Source organism: Bradyrhizobium sp. SSBR45G (assembly GCF_030159255.1).
GTDB lineage: Bacteria > Pseudomonadota > Alphaproteobacteria > Rhizobiales > Xanthobacteraceae > Bradyrhizobium.
The window spans coordinates 125,896-147,225 of record NZ_BSCT01000001.1 but is presented as its reverse complement, the minus strand read 5'-3'; the positions used below and the strand labels follow the sequence as shown (position 1 = coordinate 147,225).

Sequence of the window (21,330 nt, the reverse complement as noted above, 5' to 3'; positions counted from 1 at the left end):
CCGCAGTTTGGTGGGCAATAGCCCGTATCGAGCCTCGCGCCAATTGCAAAGATCGCCTGATGTTGCTCCCCATCGTGCTTCGCAAGAAATTGTCCGGCGGGCTTGCCGCAATCCTCGCGACGGCCGTCGCTCTGGCGGCGCCGGCTTCGGCGCAGCAGAGCAATGGACCACCGACCCTGCGCGACACCGAGACCGAGGTGCTGCTGCGCGAATATACCCGGCCGATCCTGCGCGCCGCGGGGCTCGAGAAGCAGAACATCCAGATGGTCATCATCAACGACTCGTCGTTCAACGCGTTCGTCGCGGACGGCCGTCGCATCTTCGTCAATTACGGCGCGATCATGCAATCGGAAAATCCGAACCAGCTGATCGGCGTGCTCGCCCATGAGACCGGCCATCTCGCCGGCGGCCATCTCGCCAAGCTGCGCCAGCAGCTCGCCACCGCCCAGACGCAGATGATCATCGCCACCATCCTCGGCGCCGGCGCGCTCGCCGTCGGTGCGCGCGGCGGCGGCAACAGCGGCCTGGCCAATGCCGGCGCCGCGACGCTCTCGGCTCCGGGCGAGCTCATCCGCCGCTCCCTGCTGTCCTATCAGCGCCAGCAGGAGGAGAACGCCGACCGTGCCGGGGTGAAATTCCTGAGCGCCACCGGCCAGTCGCCGAAGGGCATGTACGAGACCTTCAAGCGCTTCACCAACGAAAGCCTGTTCGCGGCCCGCGGCGCCGACCCCTATCTGCAGTCGCATCCAATGCCGGCCGACCGCGTCGAGGCGCTGGAGGGCCTGGCGCGGCAGAGCCCGTATTGGGACAAGAAGGACGACGCCGCGCTGCAGCTGCGCCACGACATGGTGAGGGCCAAGATCTCGGCCTTCATGGAGCGTCCGGACACCGTCGCGCGACGCTATCCGCTGTCCGACAACGGCCTGCCGGCGCGCTATGCGCGGGCGATCTCAACCTATCTCCACGGCGACCTGCGCAACGCCTTGACCCAGATCGATGCCCTGATCCAGGCGCAGCCCGCCAACCCCTATTTCTACGAGGTCCGCGGCCAGGCCCTGCTCGAGGGCGGCCGCCCGGTCGAGGCCATCGCGCCGCTGCGCAAGGCTGCGCAGCTGTCCAATAACGCGCCGCTCATCCAGATGTTACTTGGCCAGGCCTTGGTCGCATCGGACAACAAGGCCTACACTGAGGAGGCGATCTCGATCCTGCGTGCCGCCGTCGCGCGCGAGTCCGAGGCGCCGCTCGGCTATTCGCAGCTCGCGATGGCCTATGGCCGCAAGGGCGACTATGCGGAGGCGGATCTCGCCTCGGCCCAGGCCGCCTTCCTCCGGGGCGACAACAAAACCGCCCGCGAGCTCGCGTCGCGGGCAAAGACCCGGTTCGCGGTGGGCTCGCCCGGCTGGGTCAAGGCCGACGACATCGTCGCAGCCAAACCGCCTTCGAGCCAGTAGACCGGACGGCCCGGACGGATTGCTGCTAATATCGACACTGGATTACCAAGATACCGATCACCGCTTCGACAAGGACCCGATCATTTTGACCAAGAGGACCTCCTTCATGCCGTCTTTCCGCACGCTCCTTCCCGCGGCGTTGCTCGCGCTCTCGCTCTGCGGCGCGCCGCAGGTCGTGTCGGCGGAGAGCATCTCCGACAGCCAGCGGGGCGAGATCGAGACCATCGTCAGGAACTACCTGATCTCGCATCCCGAGGTGCTCGAGGAGGCCATGGCCGAGCTGCAGAAGCGCCAGACCGCGGCCGAGGCGGCCAAGCACGAGGCGAGCATCGGCAAGAACGCCGACACCATCTTCAACTCGCCGCGCGGCGTCGTGCTCGGCAACAAGGATGGTGACGTCACCTTCGTCGAGTTCTTCGATTACAATTGCGGCTACTGCAAACGCGCGATGGCCGACATGATGGACCTGATGAAGAGCGACCCGAAGCTCAAGGTGGTGCTCAAGGAATTCCCCGTGCTGAGCCAGGGCTCGGTGGAGGCCGCGCAGGTCGCGGTGGCCGTGCGCATGCAGGCGCCGCAGAAATATCTCGACTTCCACCAGAAGCTGCTCGGCGGCCGCGGCCAGGCCGACAAGGCCCACGCGCTCGCAGTCGCCAAGGAGCTCGGGCTCGACATGGCCCGCGTCGAGAAGGACATGGCAAGCCCCGAGGCCAAGGCGACGATCGAGGAGAACTTCAAGCTCGCCGAGGACATGGGCATGAACGGCACGCCGAGCTACGTGATCGGCAAGCAGGTCGTGATCGGCGCGGTCGGCGTCGAGGGCCTGCGCGAGAAGATCAGCACCGCACGCTGCGGCAAGGCGACCTGCTGAGCCGGCCTGCAGCCTTCGCTCGCGGGAACCAAGACCAAAAAGGCCGGCTGGATCAGCCGGCCTTTTTGCGTCGAAGCCTAGCTTGCATCGATCCAGCCGCTCGACGGCGCGCCGTTCCGCGAAGCCCCATCCTCAGCCTCAAGCCGTCAGCTTCATGCCGAGCCGCGTCCGCAGCGCCTCGCGGATGTGATCCCGCGCAATCGCCTCGGCGCGGTCGGGATCGCCTGCGGCAATCGCCTCGATCAGCTCGGCATGCTCGGCGGCCGCCGTTGCCGGGCGCCCCTCGGCCGCGAAGGTCGTGGTGCCCAGCAGCGAAATCGCGACATGCATGTCCGCCAGCGCCGAATCGAGATAGCGATTGCGGGCGGCGCGCTGGATCGCGCCGTGCATCAGCCGGTTGAGCCGCGCGAGCTCGGCTGCGTCCCCCGCGCCGCTCGCAAAACGCGCATGGATGTCGCGCAGCGCCGCGATCTCGGCCGGCACGGCATATTGCGCGGCCAGCCGCGCCGCTGCGCCTTCGAGGATTTCCCGCATCGCATAGAGTTCGAGAACCTCGCTCTGGTCGAGGCTGCGCACGATGAGGCCGCGGCCGCCGGCCGGCTGCACCCAGCCCTTCGCCATCAGCCTCCCGAACGCCTCGCGGACCGGCGTCCGGCTGACGCTCAGCCGCTGGGCGACCTCGTCCTCGCGCAGCCGGTCCCCCGAGCGATAGACGCCGTTCTCCAACGCCTGGCACAGCGCGCGAAACGCCGCCTCGCCCAGGGAGACGTTGTCGCGATCGAGCGTGAATGTGGGGGCGTCGGAAGACATCAGAGCCACTCTCTCACAGCCTCGGCCAGAGGAAAAGGACTCTTGCATAACTTTGTATACAATAGTATACGAAACCTGAGAGAACGCTGAGGCGCTTTTCTGGCGCGCTGCTGCCGGCGCGTCCCTCAGCCCAATTTGCCTTGTCCCGGAGAGAGATCGCGTCATGACGACCGACGGCGGCATCGCCGACCATCCAATGGCCTACGACGTCGTGGTCGTGGGCGGGGGCAACGCGGCCCTGTGCGCCGCCATCGCTGCGCGCCGTGCCGGTGCGTCGGTCATCGTGCTGGAAGTGGCGTCGAAGTTCTACCGCGGCGGCAACACCCGCCACACCCGCAACATGCGCTGCGCACACGACGCCGCGACTGCGACCCTGAGCGGCCCGTACAGCGAGGACGAGTTCTGGGACGATCTGCTGCGAGTCACCGAAGGCCAGACCAACGAGCAGCTGGCGCGGATGATGATCCGCGAGTCCAAGGAGATGCTCGACTGGATCGCCGAACAGGGCGTGCGCTTCCAGCCCTCGCTCGGCGGCACGCTCAGCCTGGGGCGCACCAACTCGTTCTTCCTCGGCGGTGGCCGCGCCATGCTCAACGCATTGTATCTTACGGCGGAGCAGCTTGGCGTCGACGTGCTCTATGAGGCGGAGGTGGTGGCGTTCGACATCGACGATGACCGCTTCGGTGCGGCAATCGTCCAGCGCAGTGTTGGCAAGACGCGCATTCGCGGCAAGGCGCTGGTGGCGGCCGCCGGTGGCTTCGAATCCAACATCGACAAGCTGGTCGAAGGCTGGGGCGAGATCGCGCGCAATTTCCTGATCCGCGGCACGTCCAATAACCGCGGCACCGTGCTCGACCTGCTGCTCGGCGCCGGCGTCGACAGCATCGGCGATCCCACCCAGTGCCATGCGGTCGCGATCGATGCGCGCGCGCCGAAATATGATGGCGGCATCATCACCCGGCTCGACTGCGTGGTGTTCGGCATCGTCGTCAACAAGGACGCGATGCGCTTCTACGACGAGGGCGAGGACGTCTGGCCGAAGCGCTACGCCATCTGGGGACGGCTCGTGGCGATGCAGCCCGACCAGATCGCCTACATCATCTTCGATGCCAAATCGGCCAGCCTGTTCATGCCCTCGCTGTATCCTGCGATCGAAGCGCCTGATATCGGCGAGCTCGCCGGCAAGCTCGGCCTCGATGCCGACAAGCTGTCAGCCACCGTCGCCGCGTTCAACGCATCGGTGCGCGACGGCAGCTTCAATCCCGACATCCTCGACGATTGCCGCACCGAGAACCTGACGCCACCGAAAACGCATTGGGCACGGCGCATCGATACCGGCCCGTACTACGCCTATCCTGTGCGCCCCGGCATCACCTTCACCTATCTCGGCGTCCGGGTCGATCACGAGGCCAGGATGATGATGAAAGCCGGCGGACCGGCCGACAACATGTACGCCGCCGGCGAGATCATGGCCGGCAACGTGCTGGGCCGCGGCTATGCCGCCGGCATCGGCATGACGATCGGCAGCGTGTTCGGACGCATTGCGGGCCGTGGAGCAGCAAGACATGCAGCGAAGTGACATGCAGCGAAGTGAAGCGCTGACCGAGGCGGATCGCCTGATGACGATCTGCAACTCCTGTCGCTATTGCGAGGGACTGTGCGCCGTCTTTCCCGCCATGGAGATGCGACGCGCCTTCACCGCCGGCGACCTCAACTACCTCGCCAACCTCTGCCATTCCTGCGGCGCCTGCTATGTCGACTGCCAGTTCTCGCCGCCGCACGAGTTCAACGTCCGCGTCCCCTCGGTCCTGGCCCAGGTTCGGCACGAAAGCTATGCCGACTATGCGTGGCCGCGCGCACTCGCGCCGCTGTTCAGGCGCAATGGGCTGGCGATCGCCCTGATCACCGTGCTCAGCATTGCCGCGTTCATCCTGGGCTTCGTGGCTCTCAACGACCCGACGGCCCTGTTTGCCCGTCGGCATGGCCCGGGATCGTTCTACGCGCTGATGCCGCACAATGCGATGGCGCTGCTGTTCGGCGCGGCCTTCCTGTGGGCCATCGTCGCGTTCGTCAACGGCGCCCGTGCGTTCTGGAACGACATCGGAGAGCCGGCCTCGACACTCGCGCAGCCGCGTCCGCTGCTGCAGGCGGTTCGAGATGCGGCAAGCCTGCGCTATCTCGATGGCGGTGGCGTCGGCTGCTACAGTGAGGACGAGCGGCCGAGCGACAACAGGCGGTTCTATCACCACCTCACCTTCTGGGGCTTCATGCTCTGCTTTGCCTCCACCAGCGTGGCAACGCTCTATCACTACCTGCTGCATCGCGAGGCGCCCTACCCGCTCTGGGATCTTCCCGTCGTGCTCGGAACGCTCGGTGGACTCGGTATCGTGATCGGTCCGCTCGGACTCTACGCCGCCAAACGCAAGCGCGACCCGGCGTTGCTGGATGGGGGCAGCCGCGGCATGGACGTCGCTTTCCTCGCCATGCTCGTGCTGACTGGCGCCACCGGCCTTGCTCTGCTTCTGCTGCGCGAGAGCAGCGCGATGAGCGCGCTGCTTGCGCTACACCTCGGCGCCGTGTTTGCGCTGTTCGTCACCTTGCCCTACGGCAAGTTCGTGCACGGCCTCTATCGCTTCCTGGCGCTCATCCGCTACGCCAAGGAGCGTCACGGGGACGCGCAGCAGACCGCATCCTCGTGAGACCGCACCGGGCCACGCCTACGCAGGCCGCGCACGCCTGTCATCTATGGTTCATGACTCTGAGCATCCGTTCATAAGAACGCGAGCCGAGACATATTTGAGGAACCAACGGCTATGGGCGGAACGACTCTATTCTCCTGAAGTTGTCGGCGCGGGCAGTGCGGATTTGAGGAGGATACAAGATGACTAATCGTTTGATGGCTTCAGTGGCTGCGATCGCGCTCCTGGCGAGCGCAGGTCTCGCCAACGCGCAGGGAGCTGGCGGCGCGGGTGGCGCCGGTCAGTCCGGCGGGGCCGCGATGCAGGGCGGCGCGACGGGTGCAGCTCCGATGAACCGTGACAGCGCCGCACCGGCGCCGGGCGGCGCGCCTGAGACGCGCTCCAGCCAGTCGGATCAGAAGCCCGGCATGGCTCCGAAGGCTCAGCGCGCCGAAGACGGCATGAAGGGTCCGAATGCGAAGGGAGCGGCGTCGGAGAACGACAAGGCCGGCTCCAAGAACATGAAGGCCGAGGGCCGCGACAGCAAGAGCGGCACTGGCGCGGCTGAGAACCGCGATGGCCACAGCGACGTCAACAAGAACGCCGAGACCAAGACCGGCAACGACCGCTCCCAGACGACGACGGGACAGGCCGGCGCAGGCGCGAAGCTCTCGACCGAGCAGCGGACAAAGATCTCGACCGTGATCCGCAGCCAGCGCGTCGAGCCGGTGACCAACGTGAACTTCAACATCTCGGTCGGTACCCGCGTGCCGCGTGACGTCCGCTTCTACCCGCTCCCGACCGAGGTTGTGACGATCTATCCGGAATGGCGCGGATATGACTACATCCTGGTTCGTGAGCAGATCATCGTGCTCGATCCGCGTACCCACGAGATCGTTGCAGTTCTCGACACCTGATCCCCGACCAGGCAGGTGACGTGAAAAGGGGCGGGCAGCAATGCCTGCCCCTTTGTGCTGCCCGGCCACACGCATGGCGTGCACCACGCATCTCGCAAGGGTAAACCAGTCATTTCCGGGACTTGGCGCATTTTTTTCGCGTGACGGACCAACCGCCCTATCCCCATCCGAGATGCCGAAAGGCTTCCCCTTGGCGGCTTTGTTACCTATAACGCCGCCCACTGCCGCCACACCGCCGGAATGGGAATGGCCGAAGACGCGACCATGACGATCGATGCCCTCGACGAGACCTCTGGCCACGCCACGCCGGCCGATGTCGAGCGTCTGGGCGTGGAAACGGCGGCCTGCTTGGGGTTGACGACCGAATGCCGGAAGGCCAACCACGACGGCGTGCTGGATTCGATCCGTGCGGCCGCCGCCAAAGACGCGGTCAGTATCACCATGAAAGCTGGCGCATACTCCCATACCTCTATTGCACTGCATGATGCGCTGACGGGGAGCAGGATCCCTGCGGTGGAGGTGCACATCGGCAACATTCAGGCCCGCGCAAGCGGGCGGCACCACCCTTTCACGGCCAAGGCCGCGTTTGCGTCAATTTGTGGCCTTGGAATCGATGGCTATCGGCTCGCCATCACGGGCCTCGCTGCAAAACTTGGTGCCAAGACCTCTTCAAAGATAGACATCAAGGCTCTCGCCTGACGTCCCTCGCCCTCACGTCCCACAAGGTTTCTGGATCAGATCATGGCGTCCCAGCCCGACGAAAAGACCACGGCCAAGTCCGAAGACAGCCAGCTCATTCGCGAGCTCGCGGCGCTGCTGGATGAGACCAGCCTGACCGAGATCGAGCTCGAGCGGGCCGGCCTGCGCGTTCGCGTCGCCCGCAATGTCACAATCGCAGCCGCCGTGCCGTCGGCGATGCCGTCCGCCGCCGCGGGCGTTCCCGTGGTGGCCGCCGCGGCTGCCGCCGGTGCCGACCTGTCCAAGCATCCGGGCGTCGTGCCTTCGCCGATGGTCGGCACGGCCTATTGGGCGCCGGAGCCCGGCGCCAAGCCGTTCATCGAAGTCGGCTCCAAGGTCTCGGTCGGCCAGACCCTGATGATCATCGAGGCGATGAAGACGATGAACCAGATCCCGTCTCCGCGCGCCGGCACGGTGACGCAGATCCTGGTCGAGGATGGCCAGCCGGTCGAGTTCGGCGAGCCGCTGGTGATCATTGAATAACTGCGAATAGCCAATGGCGAATAGCGAATAGCTGTCCGTTCCCTATTCGCTGATCCCTATTCGCGACTCGCCCCTGAGGCCCCATGTTCGACAAGATCCTCATCGCCAACCGCGGCGAAATCGCCCTTCGCATCCTCAGGGCCTGCAAGGAGCTCGGCATCTCCACCGTCGCGGTGCATTCCACCGCCGACGCCGATGCCATGCATGTGCGCCTCGCTGACGAGAGCGTGTGCATCGGGCCGCCGCCGTCGAAGGACAGCTACCTCAACATCCCGGCGCTGCTCGCCGCCTGCGAGATCACCGGGGCCGATGCGGTCCACCCGGGCTACGGCTTCCTGTCCGAGAACGCGCGCTTCGCCGAGATTCTGTCCGACCACAATTTGCATTTCATCGGGCCGAAGGCCGAGCACATCCGCCTGATGGGCGACAAGATCGAGGCCAAGAAGACCGCCAAGCGGCTTGGCATTCCGGTCGTGCCGGGTTCCGACGGCGCAGTCATGCCGGACCAGGACGCCATGGGGATCGCCAAGGAGATCGGCTTCCCGGTGCTGGTCAAGGCCGCGGCCGGCGGCGGCGGCCGCGGCATGAAGGTCGCGCACACCGAGGCCGACCTGCAGCTCGCGCTGACCACCGCAGCCAACGAGGCCAAATCGGCGTTCGGCGACGCGTCGGTCTATCTCGAGAAGTACTTGCAGAAGCCGCGCCACATCGAGATCCAGGTGCTCGGCGACGGCCGCGGCGGCGCCATCCATCTTGGCGAGCGCGACTGCTCGCTGCAGCGCCGCCACCAGAAGGTCTGGGAGGAAGGCCCCTCGCCGGTGCTCGACGCGGCGGCCCGCGCCAAGATCGGCAACACCGTCGCCAAGGCGATGCAGGAGCTGAAATATATCGGCGTCGGCACCGTCGAGTTCCTCTACGAGGACGGCGAATTCTACTTCATCGAGATGAACACGCGCATCCAGGTCGAGCATCCCGTGACCGAGATGATCACCGGGATCGATCTCGTGCTCGAGCAGATCCGCATCGCCGCCGGCGGCGACCTGCCGATGACCCAGGACCAGGTCGTCATCAACGGCCACTCGATCGAGTGCCGCGTCAACGCCGAAAACCCGGTCACCTTCCGGCCCTCTCCCGGCAAGATCCTGCAATACCATCCGCCCGGCGGTCTCGGCGTGCGCATCGATTCCGCCGTGTACCAGGGCTACGTCATCCCGCCCTATTATGACTCGCTGGTCGGCAAGCTGATCGTGCACGGCAAGAGCCGGGTCGAGTGCCTGATGCGGCTGCGGCGCGCACTGGATGAGATGGTCGTCGACGGCATCGAAACCACGCTGCCGCTGTTCAGGGCGCTGGTCCGCGAGCCCGCGATCATCGACGGCGACTACCACATCCACTGGCTCGAGCAGTATCTCGCCGGTCAGAAGACCGACTGACGCGAAATTCGACATCCCTGCCGGAACTCTTCGGCCCTCGACGCGTTCTGCTGTGTCGGCGGTTCCGCTGAGGGGGCACGGATTTCAATAGGCATGCGAGTACGCGGTGGCGCCTGAGATCAGACATCGGCGCACGCTGGGGCAGATCCTGCTGTTGTCGGCTGGCTTCTTCGTGCTGGTCGTCATCAGCACGGCCTCGGTTCTGTTGGTCAACAAGGCCCGCAGTGACAGCGCCTGGGTGGTGCACACCGTCGAGGCCGAGAACCAGATCAATGCGCTGCTGCTGGAGGTTCGCCGGGCCGAGAGCGGCGCGCGCGCCTATCTGCTGACCCAGAGCCCGGACTTCCTCAGGGATCACGAAGCCGCCGTGGCGGCGATCAGGCCGCTGCTCGACCGGCTGGCAACGCTCGTCGCCGACAACCAGGTCCAGGTTCAGAACCTCGCCAGATTGCGCGGCATCATCGAAACGCGGCTGTCGCAATTCGATCGGGAGAAAGCCCTGGTCGCGGCCGGCGATCTCCCCGGCGCCGTGGCGCTGGTGCGCGACGTCGGCTCGACGGACAGCAGCGCGATCATGCGCGCCACGGCTGAGGAGATGCGCGGTGAGGAGGAGCGCCTGTTTGCGCAGCGAACCACCACGGCCGACAAGAGCCAGCAGTTGGCGACGATCGTCACTGTCGTCGGTTCGACACTGGTCGTCCTGCTCGCCATCATCTCGGTGCTACTGGTGCGCCGCTCGACGAGCGCCCGTGACGAAGCCGAGGCCAAGCTGCGCGAGAGCAACCTCAATCTGGAAGCCACCGTCGACGAGCGCACCGCGGATTTGCGCGAAGCCAATGAGGAGATCCAGCGCTTCGCCTATATCGTCAGCCACGACCTGCGCTCGCCGCTGGTCAACATCATGGGCTTCACCAGCGAGCTCGAGGAGCTGCGCAACGACATCTTCCGGCGCATCGCGACGCTCGCCCGGGCCGTGTCGGCCGCGCCGCCGCCGGCCGAGGGCGCCGAGCCCGAGCTGGAAGGCGCCGACAAGCAGCTGTCGGAGGATTTCACCGAGGCGCTCGGCTTCATCAAATCGTCGATCGCCAAGATGGACCGGCTGATCACCGCGATCCTCAATCTGACCCGCGAGGGCCGCCGCGAATTCGTGCCCATCCGCATCGACACCCGCGATCTGATCGAGCAGATCGTGTCGACGCTGGCGCATCAGGCCGACGAGGCGAACACCACCATCCGGCTCGAGCCGCTGCCCACGATCGTCAGCGACCGGCTCGCGCTCGAGCAGATCTTCTCGAACCTGATCGACAACGCGATCAAATACATGAAGCCGGGCGTGCCCGGCGACATCGCGATCCGCGCCCGGACCAAGCTCGGTTTCGCGATCTTCGAGATCACGGACAACGGCCGGGGGATTGATCCCCGGGATCACCAGCGTATCTTTGATCTATTCCGCCGCGCCGGAACCCAGGACCGTCCAGGTCAGGGCATCGGATTGGCGCATGTGCGCGCGCTCGTGCGCCGGCTCGGTGGAACCATGTCGGTCGCCTCGGAACTCGACCAGGGCAGCACGTTCACCATCACGCTTCCGATCAACTGGAACGCCTCAAACCGGAACTCAGACCGATGACCATGCCTGTGACGATCATCATGATCGAGGACGATGAAGGCCACGCCCGCCTGATCGAGCGCAACATCCGCCGCTCCGGGGTGAACAACGAGATCAAGCCGTTCACCAACGGTACAGAGGCGGTGAAGTATCTGTTGGGCGCTGACGGCACCGGCCTCGATCACAAGGGCCATGCCCTCCTGATCCTGCTCGACCTCAACCTGCCGGACATGACCGGCATCGACATCCTCAAGCTGGTCAAGCAGAACAGCTTCCTGAAGAGCGCGCCGGTGGTGATCCTCACCACGACGGACGACAGCCAGGAGATCAAGCGCTGCTACGAACTCGGCTGCAACGTCTACATCACCAAGCCGGTCAACTACGAGAGCTTCGCCAACGCCATCCGCCAACTCGGCCTGTTCTTTTCCGTCATCCAGGTTCCACCCGCCGCATGAGCTCAGCCGCCCCCACGCTGCTCTACATCGAGGACGACGCGGCGCTGGCGCGGCTGGTCGAGCGCGGGCTCAAGCGGCTCGGCTTCACGGTGGAGCATGCGAGCGACGGCAGCGCCGGCCTGCAACGGCTGCAGCGCGGCGGCATCGACGTCGTGGCGCTGGACCAGCACATGCCGGGCCTCGACGGCCTCGAGACCCTGGAGCGCATCATGGCGATGCCCGAGGCGCCACCGGTCGTTTTCGTCACCGCCTCGCAGGATTCCAAGATCGCCGTCACGGCGCTGAAGGCCGGTGCCGCCGACTATTTGGTCAAGGACGTCCAGGGCGAGTTCATTCCGCTGCTCCAGGTCGCAGCCGAAGGCGCGCTGCGCCAGGCGCGGCTGCAGAAGGCGCGCGACGAGGCGGAAGCCGAAGTGCGCGCATCGCGCGACCGCTATGCCGCGCTCGCGGCCGAGCGCGAGGTGCTGCTGCGCGAGGTCAATCACCGCGTCGGCAATTCGCTGCAGATCATCGCCTCGCTGCTGCATCTGCAGGCCAATTCGAGCACCCAGGACGACGTCAAGGCCGCGCTGACCAACGCGATGGGCCGCGTCGCCGCCGTGGCCCAGGTGCACCGCCGGCTCTACACCTCGCAGGATCTCAAGAGCGTGCTGCTCAACCAGTATCTGGACTCGCTGCTCGACGATCTCCGCCGCTCGGCCGAAGGCAATCGGATGTCGCGGCTGACCCTGAAGGCCGAAACCGTCGAGATCGACCCGGATCGCGCGGTCGCGATCGGCATCGTCGTCAACGAGCTGGTCATGAACGCGGTCAAATACGCCTATCCCGATGGGCCAGGCTCGATTCACGTCGAGCTCAAGCTCGAAGGCGACGACATCGTGCTGTCGATCGCCGACAATGGCGTCGGCCTGAACGCCACCAGCGACCCGCGCTCCACTGGCATGGGCCAGCGCATCGTCAGCGCCATGGCCACCAAGCTCGATGCCACCGTGGGGCCCGACCCAACGCACGACGGCACCAAGATCATCGTTCGCTTCCGCCTGACCAAGGACGCTCCGAAGCCGGCCGCCGCCGCGGTGGGCTGAGCCCGCCAGATCCGGGGTGCGGCCAACGGACGGTCGCCTCGCCTGCGACATCCTGCTAAGCTGCCGGCATGACTTCGCGCGACTCTGCAGCGTCCGAGATTACGCCCGAGGTGCTGCTGCGTGCCTATGCCTGCGGCATCTTTCCGATGGCCGAAAGCGCCGACGACCCGACGCTGTTCTGGGTCGAGCCGGAGCTGCGCGGCGTCATTCCGCTCGACGGCTTTCGGGTGGCATCGCGGCTAGCACGCACGGTGCGCTCCGACGCTTTCACGGTGACGGTCAATCAGGCGTTCAAGGCGGTCATGGACGGCTGTGCGGAGCCCCAGCCCGGCCGCGAGGACACCTGGATCAACCGGCGCATCCGCGAGCTCTACAGCGGCCTCCACGCGCTGGGACATTGCCACAGCGTCGAGTGCTGGCAGGACGGCGAGCTGGTCGGCGGCCTCTATGGCGTCAGCCTGGGACGGGCCTTCTTCGGCGAGAGCATGTTCCACCGCACCCGCGACGCCTCGAAGGTCGCGCTGGTACATCTCGTGGCGCGGCTGATGGCCGGCGGCTTCGAGCTGCTCGACACGCAATATGTCACCGAGCATCTCAAGACCTTCGGCGCGGTCGAGATCCCGCGCCGGCGCTATACCGTCCTGCTCGAAAAGGCCATCGCCGGGCCGGCGGCGAATTTCGCCAGACTCGCGGTCGACCGCCCGATCGCGGGCGCCGAGGCGCTCGCCATCATCGCCGAGCGCGGTTGAGGCGCTACCGGAACACGCCGCCGAACGGTCCACCGGCCTGTGGCGGCGGAGGCGGCGGCTGCACCTGCTGCGTCTGGTACTGCGGCGGCTGCGCCGGAGGCCGCGGCGCGGCCTGCTTCTGCTGCGGCGGCCGCTTCTGGGCCGGCTGCGGCGCCGCCGGCTTCTGATCGGGAGCCGCGCTCACCACCGTGGTCTGCGGCTCTTTGCAGTCGACCAGCCAGATGTCATAGATCGGGTGCTCGACGCCATGCAGGCCGGGGCTCGCCGAAAACATCCAGCCCGAGAAGATCCGCTTCACCTCGCCCTGCAGCGTGATCTCGTCGACCTGCACGAACGCGTCGGTGTTCGCCGTCTCTGTCGCCGGCCGCGTGTAGCAGGCGTCGGTCTTCACCCGCAGCGCGCCGAACTGCACGGTCTCGCCGATATCCTCGTCGAAATTGATGATCCGGCCGGTGATCTTGTCGAGGCCGGAAAAGCTCGCCTTCTTGTTCACGATCTTCTGCGCCGGCGGCTCGCTCACGACCTCGTCGCCCGGCTGAATCGTCGGTGGCGTCTGCGGCACTGCGCCGTTCGGCGGAATTGCCGCATTCTGGGGCGCCCCGCGAGGCGGCACCTGGCGCTGGCCCGGTTGAGCGGGCGCGGCACCCGGCTGGCCCGGAGGCGGCACCGCGGCGACCGGCGGATTGTTCTGCGGCAGGATCGTCGTTCCCGGCGGCGGCGCCAGCGGCTGGGACTGAACCGGCCCCGGCAGCGCAGCCCCCTGGCCCGGCGGCGGACGGGTCGGCGCCGGCAGCACGCGCCCCTGCGGCAGTTCCGGGATATCTTCCTCTTCGTCGGGCGGCGGAATCGGCTCTCCGCGCCGCGGAATGTTGCCGGGCGGACGCGGAACCGGATCCGAGAAAATAGTACCGATCTGCGCGCGTGCAGGCACGGCCAGCGCGAGGGATGTGGCGGCCAGGAATGCCGCGATACCGGTCAGGACGATTGTTCGGTGCATCTCGCGCGGCTTTATCAGGCGAATCGGGGTTCGGGACAATCAAATCGCGTCATGACCCATCCGCCGCTCTCGATCATCCTCCCGTTAACATGCCGAATACGGCGGGGGAAGGGCGACCTGCCAGCGCACCGCGAGGTGGCCATCTGGTTCATCCAATGAGATAGTTGCATGATCAGAAGATAGCGTGAAACCAACACGCAACAAGGCCACGGCCATCAGAAGCCGGGCCAAGGGAAGGACGCACATGACCGATTCGATTCGCCTCGACGGCCGGGTGGCCGTCGTCACCGGCGCGGCCGGTGTGATCGGGACCGCGACCATGCAGACGCTGGCGGCGCGCGGCGCCCGCATCGTCGCCGTCGACCGGCGCGAGCCGGACCTCAAGGACGCGATCGCCTCTCTCCCCGCCAGCGCCGAGGCGCTGGCCATCGCCGCCGACGTCACCGACGAGGCCCAGGTCGCAGCCTATGTCCGCCGGACCTGCGACCGGTTCGGAACCATCGACGTGTTCTTCAACAATGCCGGGATCGAGGGCGAGATCAAGTCGATCACCAATTATCCGCTGGAAGCCTTCCGTCGCGTGCTCGACGTCAACGTCGTCGGCGTGTTCCTCGGCCTGAAGCACGTGCTGCCGGTCATGCTGAAGCAGAACCGCGGCTCGATCATCAACACCGCCTCGATCGCCGGCCTGATCGGCTCGCCGCAGATCGCGGTCTACAGCGCCAGCAAGCACGCCGTGATCGGCCTGACCAAGAGCGCCTCGTGGGAATGCACCGGCACCAAGGTGCGCGTGAACTGCATCTGTCCAGGCCTGATCGACAGCCGCATGCTGAGCGCAATCATCGAGGGCCGCAGCGGCGCCCCCGTCCCGGTCGACAAGGTGGTCGACCGTGTGCCCGCGCGGCGGCTCGGCCAGGGCTCGGAGGTCGCCGCGATCGTCGCCTTCCTCGCCTCCGACGATGCGAGCTACGTCTCCGGCGCCGCCTACACCGTGGACGGCGGCCGTACCGCCGCTTAAACGTTCTTCAAACGCAACAGGTCCCTTGCCAATGCCCGTTCAACTCGATGCCGATGCCGCAGCCGTCTACAAGGCGTTCCAGGAGGCCGGCCGTCCCGCCTATGAGACGCTGACGCCCCAGGAGGCGCGCGACTACTATCTGGCTGCGCGCGTGGTCAGCAATCCCGAGCCGCCGGAGCTCGCCGAGGTCAAGGAGCTCGCCATCCCTGCCCCGCATGGCGCGATCCCGGCCCGCCTCTATCGGCCGAAGACGGTGCGGCAGACCAACGGACTAGCGCCGGGACTGGTGTTCTTCCACGGCGGCGGCTGGGTGATCGGCAATCTCGATTCTCACGACGTCGCCTGCCGCGCGCTCGCCACCGAAGGCGAGCTGATCGTGATCTCGGTCGACTACCGCCTCGCGCCCGAGCACAAGTTTCCCGCCGCGGTCGACGACTGCGTCGCAGCCGCGCAATGGGTAGCCGACCATGCGGCCTCGCTCGGCATCGATGCGTCCAGGCTCAGCGTCGGCGGCGATTCCGCCGGCGGCAATCTCGCCGCGGTCGTCGCGCTGTCGGCGCGGGACGGCAAAGAACCCAGGCTGTCAGGTCAGGTGCTGATCTATCCGGCCACCGACTTCACGATGAGCCATCCGTCGCACAGCGAACCCGAGACCAGCGTGCTGCTGACGCATTCGGTGATCCGCTGGTTTCGCGATCACTATCTCAACGGTGCCGCCGACATTCACGACTGGCGCGCCTCGCCGGCCAAGGCGGAAACGCTCGCCGGCCTACCGCCCGCTTATGTCCTCACCGCCGGCGCCGACCCGCTGCGCGACGAAGGCGACGATTACGCGCGTCGCCTGCGCGAGGCCGGCGTGCCGGTGACGCACCGGACGCATCCCGGGCAATTCCACGGCTTCTTCACCATGGGCAAGCTGCTCGACCAGGCCAACGTCGCTGCACGCGACATCGGTGCTTGGCTGAAGCAGCTCGGCAGGCCGGGCGGCATCTGAAAAGGCGCCTCCGCCGGGCCGGTGTCAGTGGAGGTCGACCTTCGCCGCCCGATGCAGCCAGTGACCCGGCGAGATACAAACGCCGCCTTGATCGGCCGCGTCATGGTGGCCCAGCGCAGGATCTCACATCTACGGACTTGGACTTCGATGACGAGCATGAACTCACCGGAGGGGAGGATGGACTCCGAGCAAGACATGCAGATTGCTCTCGCTTGGTACAGGCCCGAGGAATGGGATGATATCAAGCTGATCTGCCCCGACGTTCACGACACCTACGAAGAATGGCTGGCTAGCGCTCAGAACACGATCGATGCCCTGGGCAGTCCTCTCAAGGACAACGTCGTGAAGGTCGTCCTGACGGCCAGCGAACTGCGCAAATGGAAACGTGCGACCGGGCGCAAGGTCGATGCCAAGGTTCGCTCTCAGCTTGCCGTCAAGCGCGCGAGGAAGATCGCCACCGCTCACAATAAGCCGACACACGAGCCCGATCTTGGCTCGGGGAATCCCCGCTAACATTTGTCGTCCAGCTGTTTGGCTGACGACGATCGGCTGGGTCGGCATTGCAGGCGACGGATCTGCGCATTCACCAGATGGAGCGGTGCATTGCGAAAAATCCCGCTGTTTTTGCGCCGCAACCACGATAGTGTCCGCCCGCCCGCGGCGACGGCCATGATTGCGCGCGGGCAGCCAGCCGACAGGAATGCACGATGTTCGAACGACTGAGCCGCCAGCCCGACGATCCCCTGCTCGCCTTGATCGGCATCTTCAAGGCCGACCCGCGGCCGGACAAGGTCGATCTCGGCGTCGGCGTCTATCGCGACGAGGCCGGCAACTCGCCGATCTTCCGCGCGGTGAAGGCCGCCGAGCGCAGCATCTGGGAAAGCCAGAGCAGCAAGGCCTATGTCGCGCCGGAGGGCGACCAGGCGTTCCTCGACCTGCTGTGGTCGATGGTCGGCGGGACGGCCTCACCGGTCCATGCCGCGGGCGTGCAGACCCCCGGCGGCTCCGGCGCATTGCGGCTCGCCGCCGACCTGATCCGCCAGGCCGGCACCGGCAAGATCTGGCTCGGACTGCCGAGCTGGCCCAACCATGCCGGCATTTTCGCCGCGGCCGGACTGGAGATCGAGACCTATCCGTATTTCGATGTCTCTTCGCAGACGCTGCAGATCGACAGCATGCTCGAAGCGTTGCAGCGCGCGCAGGCAGGCGACGCGGTGCTGTTGCACGCCTCCTGCCACAATCCCACCGGTGCCCCGCTGAGCGCCGAGGACTGGACGCGCATCACCGCCGTGATCACGGCGCGCGGGCTCGTGCCGCTGATCGATTCCGCCTATCAGGGTTTTGGCGCCGGCTTCGACGGTGACGTCGTCGGCTTGCGGGCGATGGTCGCGGCCGTGCCCGAGGCGCTCGTCGCGGTGTCCTGCTCGAAATCCTTTGGCCTCTATCGCGAGCGCACCGGCGCGCTGTTTGCCACAGCCTCCGCCGAGGCCGCGGCCGCGACCGCCCGCTCCAATCTCGTCGCCATCGCCCGTACCAGCTATTCGATGCCGCCCGATCACGGCTCGGCGATCGTCAAGACGATCCTGGGCACGCCGGAGCTCTACGACGACTGGCGGAGCGAGCTCGACTCGATGCGCGAGCGGCTCACGGCGCTGCGCCACTCCTTTGCCGCAGCGCTCGGCGAACGCTGGTCGAACTCGATCGCGATCGGCCGGCAGGAAGGCATGTTCTCGGTGCTGCCGCTCACCCCGGCCGAGGTGATGAGCTTGCGCGAGAAGCATGCCGTCTACATGCCGACCTCGGGCCGCATCAACATCGCCGGCCTCAAGCTCGCCGACGTCACGCGCGTCGCCGGCCTCTTCAGGGCGCTGTGAGCGCTCGCGGACGAGGATCGAAGCCGTGACCGAAATGGTGTTGCAGGAGCGGCACAAGCTCTACGAAGATGCGATGGCCCTGACGCTCGGCACGCTGTTCGTGTCGCTGGGCATGCTGATCTACAGCAAGACGGTGCTGCTGGTCGGCAGCACCGCAGGCCTGTCGCTGCTGCTGAGCTATGTCACCGGCTACGGCTTCGGCCTGAGCTTCTTCCTGATCAACCTGCCCTTCTATGCGCTGGCCATCCGGCGCATGGGCTGGCCGTTCACGATCCGCACCTTTGTTGCTGTCGGCCTGGTCGCGGTGTTCTCGCGGTTGACCGCGTCCTGGGTCGACATCAGCCATATCGACCCGGTCTATGCCACCGTGATCGGCGCCGGCCTGACCGGCACCGGACTGCTGATGCTGTTCCGCCACCGCACCGGGCTTGGCGGCGTCAACATCCTTGCGCTGTATCTGCAGGAGAATTGGAAGATCCGCGCCGGCTATTTTCAGCTTGGGGTGGATGCTCTGATCATGATCGCCGCCTTCTTCGTGATCCCGGTCGACCGGCTGGCGCTGTCGATCCTGGGCATCGTGATCGTCAACGTCATCATCGCGATCAACCACAAGCCCGGGCGCTACATGGCGCTGAGCTGAAGCGCCTCGAACCCGGCAACCAGTCCCCTCGCTCTGTGGACACCATCGCTCGGGCCACCCGCGCCGGATGCCGCACGGGTGCGTCGCACCTTGCCAGACGGCCCATTCCGTGGGATGAAAGCTCTGGTATGCCAGCAATCGAGGCAACGGGTTACCGCTTCCGTCCGCCCTTCCCGGGCGTCTGACGGACCTCCTCGGTGCGTCTGGATCGCCAATAAAAAATTCGAACGCAGAACCAATCTCTGGGGAAGACCAAGGCATGGCACGCAATATTCTGATTCTCGGAGCCTCCTACGGCTCCCTCCTGGCCACCAAGCTGCTGATGGCCGGCCACAATGTGACGCTCGTCTGCCGCAAGAAGACGGCCGAGCTGATCAACCGCGAGGGCACCGAAGTCCGCATCAAGCTGCGCGACGAGCCGGCCCATCGCTCGATCTTCTCGCGCGACCTGCCCGGCAAGCTCGACGCCGCCACGCCGGACAGTGTCGACCTGTCGCGCTACGACCTGGTCGGCCTCGCGATGCAGGAGCCGCAATACACCAACCACACCATCCGCGTGCTGATGGTGAAGATCGCCGAGGCGAAGCTGCCGTGCCTCTCGATCATGAACATGCCGCCGCTGCCCTATCTGAAGCGCATCCCGGCGCTGGCCGACGGCAATCTGGAAGAGGCCTATACCAATGCGATGGTCTGGGAGCGCTTCACGCCCGGGCTCGTGACCTTGTGCTCGCCCGATCCGCAGGCCTTCCGTCCGCCGGAGGAAGGCGCCAACGTGCTCCATGTCGGCCTGCCGACGAACTTCAAGGCGGCCGCCTTCGAGGACGAGAAGCACAACGCGCTGCTGCGTGAGCTCGAGCGCGACATCGATGCCGTCAGGCTCGACGGCCAGGACGTGCCCGTGAAGCTGAAGGTGTTCGACTCGCTGTTCGTGCCGCTGGCGAAATGGTCGATGCTGCTGACCGGCAACTATCGCTGCATCACCCGCGGCGAGCCGCAGGCGATCCGCGATGCCGTGCACGGCAATCTCGCGCTGTCGAAGTCGATCTACGAGCATGTCGACGCGATCGCGCGCAAGCTCGGCGCCGATCCGAGCGACCAGGTGCCGTTCGAGAAGTATGCTAAGGCCGCCGAGAGCCTGCTCAAGCCATCGTCGGCGGCGCGTGCCGTCGCCGCCGGCGCGCCCTTCATCGAGCGCGTCGACCTTCTGGTGAAGCTGATCTCGCAGCAGATCGGCATGCCCAGCACCGAGATCGACCAGACCGTGCAGACCGTCGATTTCAAGCTCAATGAAAAGATCGTCCTGGGCGGCTCGAGCGCTCTGTAGGCACGGCGATCGGCGCCTGGCTCTCCGGGCGCCGTTACGATCGGTAACGAGATGTGACTTTGCAGGAACGCGCGGCCAACGCATGGTTCGCGCGTTCTTTGATTCACATCGTTCGGTTTATCGATGCCATCCTCCAGGCCTCTCGCTCTTCCCCTGCGGGCCCTGAGCTGGCTCGGCAATCAGGGCACGCGCGCCATCGTCGCGGTGCTGCTGGCCGCGATCGCCGTGCCGCCGCTCGGCGAACTGGCGCGGCCCTACGTCACGCACGCCATCTTCCTGCTGCTCTGCATCTCGTTCATGCGCGTCGACGTCGCCATGCTGCGCGCGCATCTGCGCCGCCCTGCCCTCGTGCTGGTCGCGACCGCCTGGACCACGATTGCCGTGCCCGCGCTGGTCGGCGCGCTCATGCGCATCACCGGCCTCGATGCTGCGACCCCCGACCTTCATCTCGCGCTCATGCTACAGGCAACGGCCTCGCCGATGATGGCCTCGCCGGCGCTCGCCGCGCTGATGGGGCTCGACGCGACGCTCGTGCTGATCACCCTGGTGACATCCACCGCGCTGGTGCCGCTGACAGCGCCGCTGTTCGCCTACATGTTCCTGGGACAGACCCTGTCGCTGTCGCCAGCCGCGCTTGGGTTGAAGCTCGCCGGGATCCTCGCCGCTGCGCTGATCATCGCCGTTGCGATCCGCCTCGTCTTCGGCATCGCGGCGATCCGGCGTCACCGTGCGCCGATCGACGGCTGCAACATCCTCATCCTGTTCGTGTTCGCGTCCGCCATCATGGCCCATTTCCTGGCCGATCTGATCGCGAGCCCGTTCCGCATGTTGGGACTGGCGGTGCTCGCCTTTGCCGTGTTCTTCCTGCTGCTGGGTATCACGATGCTGCTGTTCCGCGGCGCCGGCCGCGAGCGGGCGATGGCCTTGGGCCTGATGGTCTCGCTGCGCAACATGGGGCTGATGCTGGCCGCCACCGACGGCGCGATCCCCGGCACGACCTGGCTGTACTTCGCGATGAGTCAGTTTCCGATTCACCTCGCGCCGCAGCTGCTGCGGCCGCTCGTCGAGCGCCTGCGTTCGCAGCCACTTCCATCTGGCGGGACCGACCACGGCTTGATCAGCCCTGCACCGGAATGAGGCAGCGCGGCATCGCAACGCCTCCTCCGCGCATCGGACGGGCTGCTATCAAGTCCGATATGCTTGTTGC

21 protein-coding genes are annotated in these 21,330 nt (G+C 66.3%); 19 read left to right on the top strand and 2 right to left on the bottom strand.

All coding sequences use genetic code 11. The annotated features are described in order from the left end of the window. Window positions 1-59: 59 nt before the first annotated feature. Window positions 60-1,451 carry a M48 family metalloprotease gene (locus QQL87_RS00735; protein WP_284416286.1) on the top strand — a complete coding sequence of 464 codons (1,392 nt, stop codon included), beginning with the start codon at window positions 60-62 and terminating at the stop codon, window positions 1,449-1,451. Window positions 1,452-1,557: 106 nt separating this feature from the next. Further along, a complete protein-coding gene (locus QQL87_RS00730) occupies window positions 1,558-2,322 on the top strand; it encodes a DsbA family protein (RefSeq protein ID WP_284416287.1) in 765 nt (254 codons plus the stop codon). 138 nt (window positions 2,323-2,460) lie between these two features. Here the strand turns inward: QQL87_RS00730 and QQL87_RS00725 are convergent, their stop codons facing one another. Beyond that, window positions 2,461-3,132 carry a GntR family transcriptional regulator gene (locus QQL87_RS00725; RefSeq protein ID WP_284416288.1) on the bottom strand — a complete coding sequence of 224 codons (672 nt, stop codon included), beginning with the start codon at window positions 3,130-3,132 and terminating at the stop codon, window positions 2,461-2,463. Between the two features lie 163 nt (window positions 3,133-3,295). Here QQL87_RS00725 and tcuA point away from each other — a divergent pair, with 163 nt between their 5' ends. The 10 genes from tcuA (at window position 3,296) to aat (ending at window position 13,276) form a co-directional block, all read left to right on the top strand. After that, window positions 3,296-4,711, top strand: a complete 1,416-nt coding sequence (tcuA, locus tag QQL87_RS00720; RefSeq protein ID WP_284416289.1) for an FAD-dependent tricarballylate dehydrogenase TcuA — start codon at window positions 3,296-3,298, stop codon at window positions 4,709-4,711. Between the two features lies 1 nt (window position 4,712). Continuing rightward, a complete protein-coding gene (gene tcuB, locus QQL87_RS00715) occupies window positions 4,713-5,831 on the top strand; it encodes a tricarballylate utilization 4Fe-4S protein TcuB (protein ID WP_284416451.1) in 1,119 nt (372 codons plus the stop codon). Between the two features lie 182 nt (window positions 5,832-6,013). Continuing rightward, entirely contained in the window at window positions 6,014-6,727 is a 714-nt protein-coding gene (locus QQL87_RS00710) for a DUF1236 domain-containing protein (RefSeq protein ID WP_284416290.1), read from the top strand. 246 nt (window positions 6,728-6,973) lie between these two features. Then, a complete protein-coding gene (locus QQL87_RS00705; RefSeq protein ID WP_502871118.1) occupies window positions 6,974-7,426 on the top strand; it encodes a type II 3-dehydroquinate dehydratase in 453 nt (150 codons plus the stop codon). A 42-nt stretch (window positions 7,427-7,468) separates the two neighbouring features. Continuing rightward, window positions 7,469-7,948, top strand: coding sequence for an acetyl-CoA carboxylase biotin carboxyl carrier protein (accB, locus tag QQL87_RS00700; RefSeq protein WP_284416292.1), 480 nt, complete (start codon window positions 7,469-7,471; stop codon window positions 7,946-7,948). Window positions 7,949-8,031: 83 nt separating this feature from the next. After that, complete coding sequence (gene accC, locus QQL87_RS00695; RefSeq protein ID WP_284416293.1) at window positions 8,032-9,381, top strand: acetyl-CoA carboxylase biotin carboxylase subunit; 1,350 nt, start codon at window positions 8,032-8,034, stop codon at window positions 9,379-9,381. 106 nt (window positions 9,382-9,487) lie between these two features. Beyond that, window positions 9,488-11,008 carry a sensor histidine kinase gene (locus QQL87_RS00690; RefSeq protein ID WP_284416294.1) on the top strand — a complete coding sequence of 507 codons (1,521 nt, stop codon included), beginning with the start codon at window positions 9,488-9,490 and terminating at the stop codon, window positions 11,006-11,008. Continuing rightward, window positions 11,005-11,442, top strand: coding sequence for a response regulator (locus QQL87_RS00685; RefSeq protein WP_284416295.1), 438 nt, complete (start codon window positions 11,005-11,007; stop codon window positions 11,440-11,442). Before QQL87_RS00690 ends, QQL87_RS00685 begins: the two co-directional genes overlap by 4 nt. Then, a complete protein-coding gene (locus QQL87_RS00680) occupies window positions 11,439-12,527 on the top strand; it encodes a sensor histidine kinase (protein ID WP_284416296.1) in 1,089 nt (362 codons plus the stop codon). Before QQL87_RS00685 ends, QQL87_RS00680 begins: the two co-directional genes overlap by 4 nt. A 68-nt stretch (window positions 12,528-12,595) precedes the next feature. Then, entirely contained in the window at window positions 12,596-13,276 is a 681-nt protein-coding gene (gene aat / locus QQL87_RS00675) for a leucyl/phenylalanyl-tRNA--protein transferase (protein ID WP_284416297.1), read from the top strand. Window positions 13,277-13,280: 4 nt separating this feature from the next. On the opposite strand, the gene QQL87_RS00670 is transcribed toward aat, so the two are convergent. Next, window positions 13,281-14,273, bottom strand: a complete 993-nt coding sequence (locus QQL87_RS00670; RefSeq protein WP_284416298.1) for a DUF2155 domain-containing protein — start codon at window positions 14,271-14,273, stop codon at window positions 13,281-13,283. A 244-nt stretch (window positions 14,274-14,517) separates the two neighbouring features. Here QQL87_RS00670 and QQL87_RS00665 point away from each other — a divergent pair, with 244 nt between their 5' ends. The 7 genes from QQL87_RS00665 (at window position 14,518) to QQL87_RS00635 (ending at window position 21,260) form a co-directional block, all read left to right on the top strand. Next, window positions 14,518-15,291: an SDR family NAD(P)-dependent oxidoreductase gene (locus tag QQL87_RS00665; RefSeq protein WP_284416299.1), complete on the top strand. Its 774-nt coding sequence runs from the start codon at window positions 14,518-14,520 to the stop codon at window positions 15,289-15,291. Between the two features lie 31 nt (window positions 15,292-15,322). Next, window positions 15,323-16,285, top strand: a complete 963-nt coding sequence (gene lipP1, locus QQL87_RS00660) for a LipP1 family hormone-sensitive lipase (RefSeq protein ID WP_284416300.1) — start codon at window positions 15,323-15,325, stop codon at window positions 16,283-16,285. A gap of 177 nt (window positions 16,286-16,462) precedes the next feature. Beyond that, the gene (locus QQL87_RS00655; protein ID WP_284416301.1) at window positions 16,463-16,798 is read left to right on the top strand and encodes a hypothetical protein; all 336 of its coding nucleotides are present in this window, start codon (window positions 16,463-16,465) and stop codon (window positions 16,796-16,798) included. Between the two features lie 194 nt (window positions 16,799-16,992). Further along, window positions 16,993-18,159 carry an amino acid aminotransferase gene (locus QQL87_RS00650; RefSeq protein ID WP_284416302.1) on the top strand — a complete coding sequence of 389 codons (1,167 nt, stop codon included), beginning with the start codon at window positions 16,993-16,995 and terminating at the stop codon, window positions 18,157-18,159. Between the two features lie 25 nt (window positions 18,160-18,184). Continuing rightward, a complete protein-coding gene (locus QQL87_RS00645) occupies window positions 18,185-18,799 on the top strand; it encodes a YitT family protein (RefSeq protein WP_284416303.1) in 615 nt (204 codons plus the stop codon). 259 nt (window positions 18,800-19,058) lie between these two features. Then, window positions 19,059-20,123, top strand: a complete 1,065-nt coding sequence (locus tag QQL87_RS00640) for a ketopantoate reductase family protein (protein ID WP_284416304.1) — start codon at window positions 19,059-19,061, stop codon at window positions 20,121-20,123. Window positions 20,124-20,246: 123 nt separating this feature from the next. Then, window positions 20,247-21,260: a Na+-dependent transporter gene (locus QQL87_RS00635; RefSeq protein WP_284416305.1), complete on the top strand. Its 1,014-nt coding sequence runs from the start codon at window positions 20,247-20,249 to the stop codon at window positions 21,258-21,260. Window positions 21,261-21,330 lie beyond the last annotated feature (70 nt).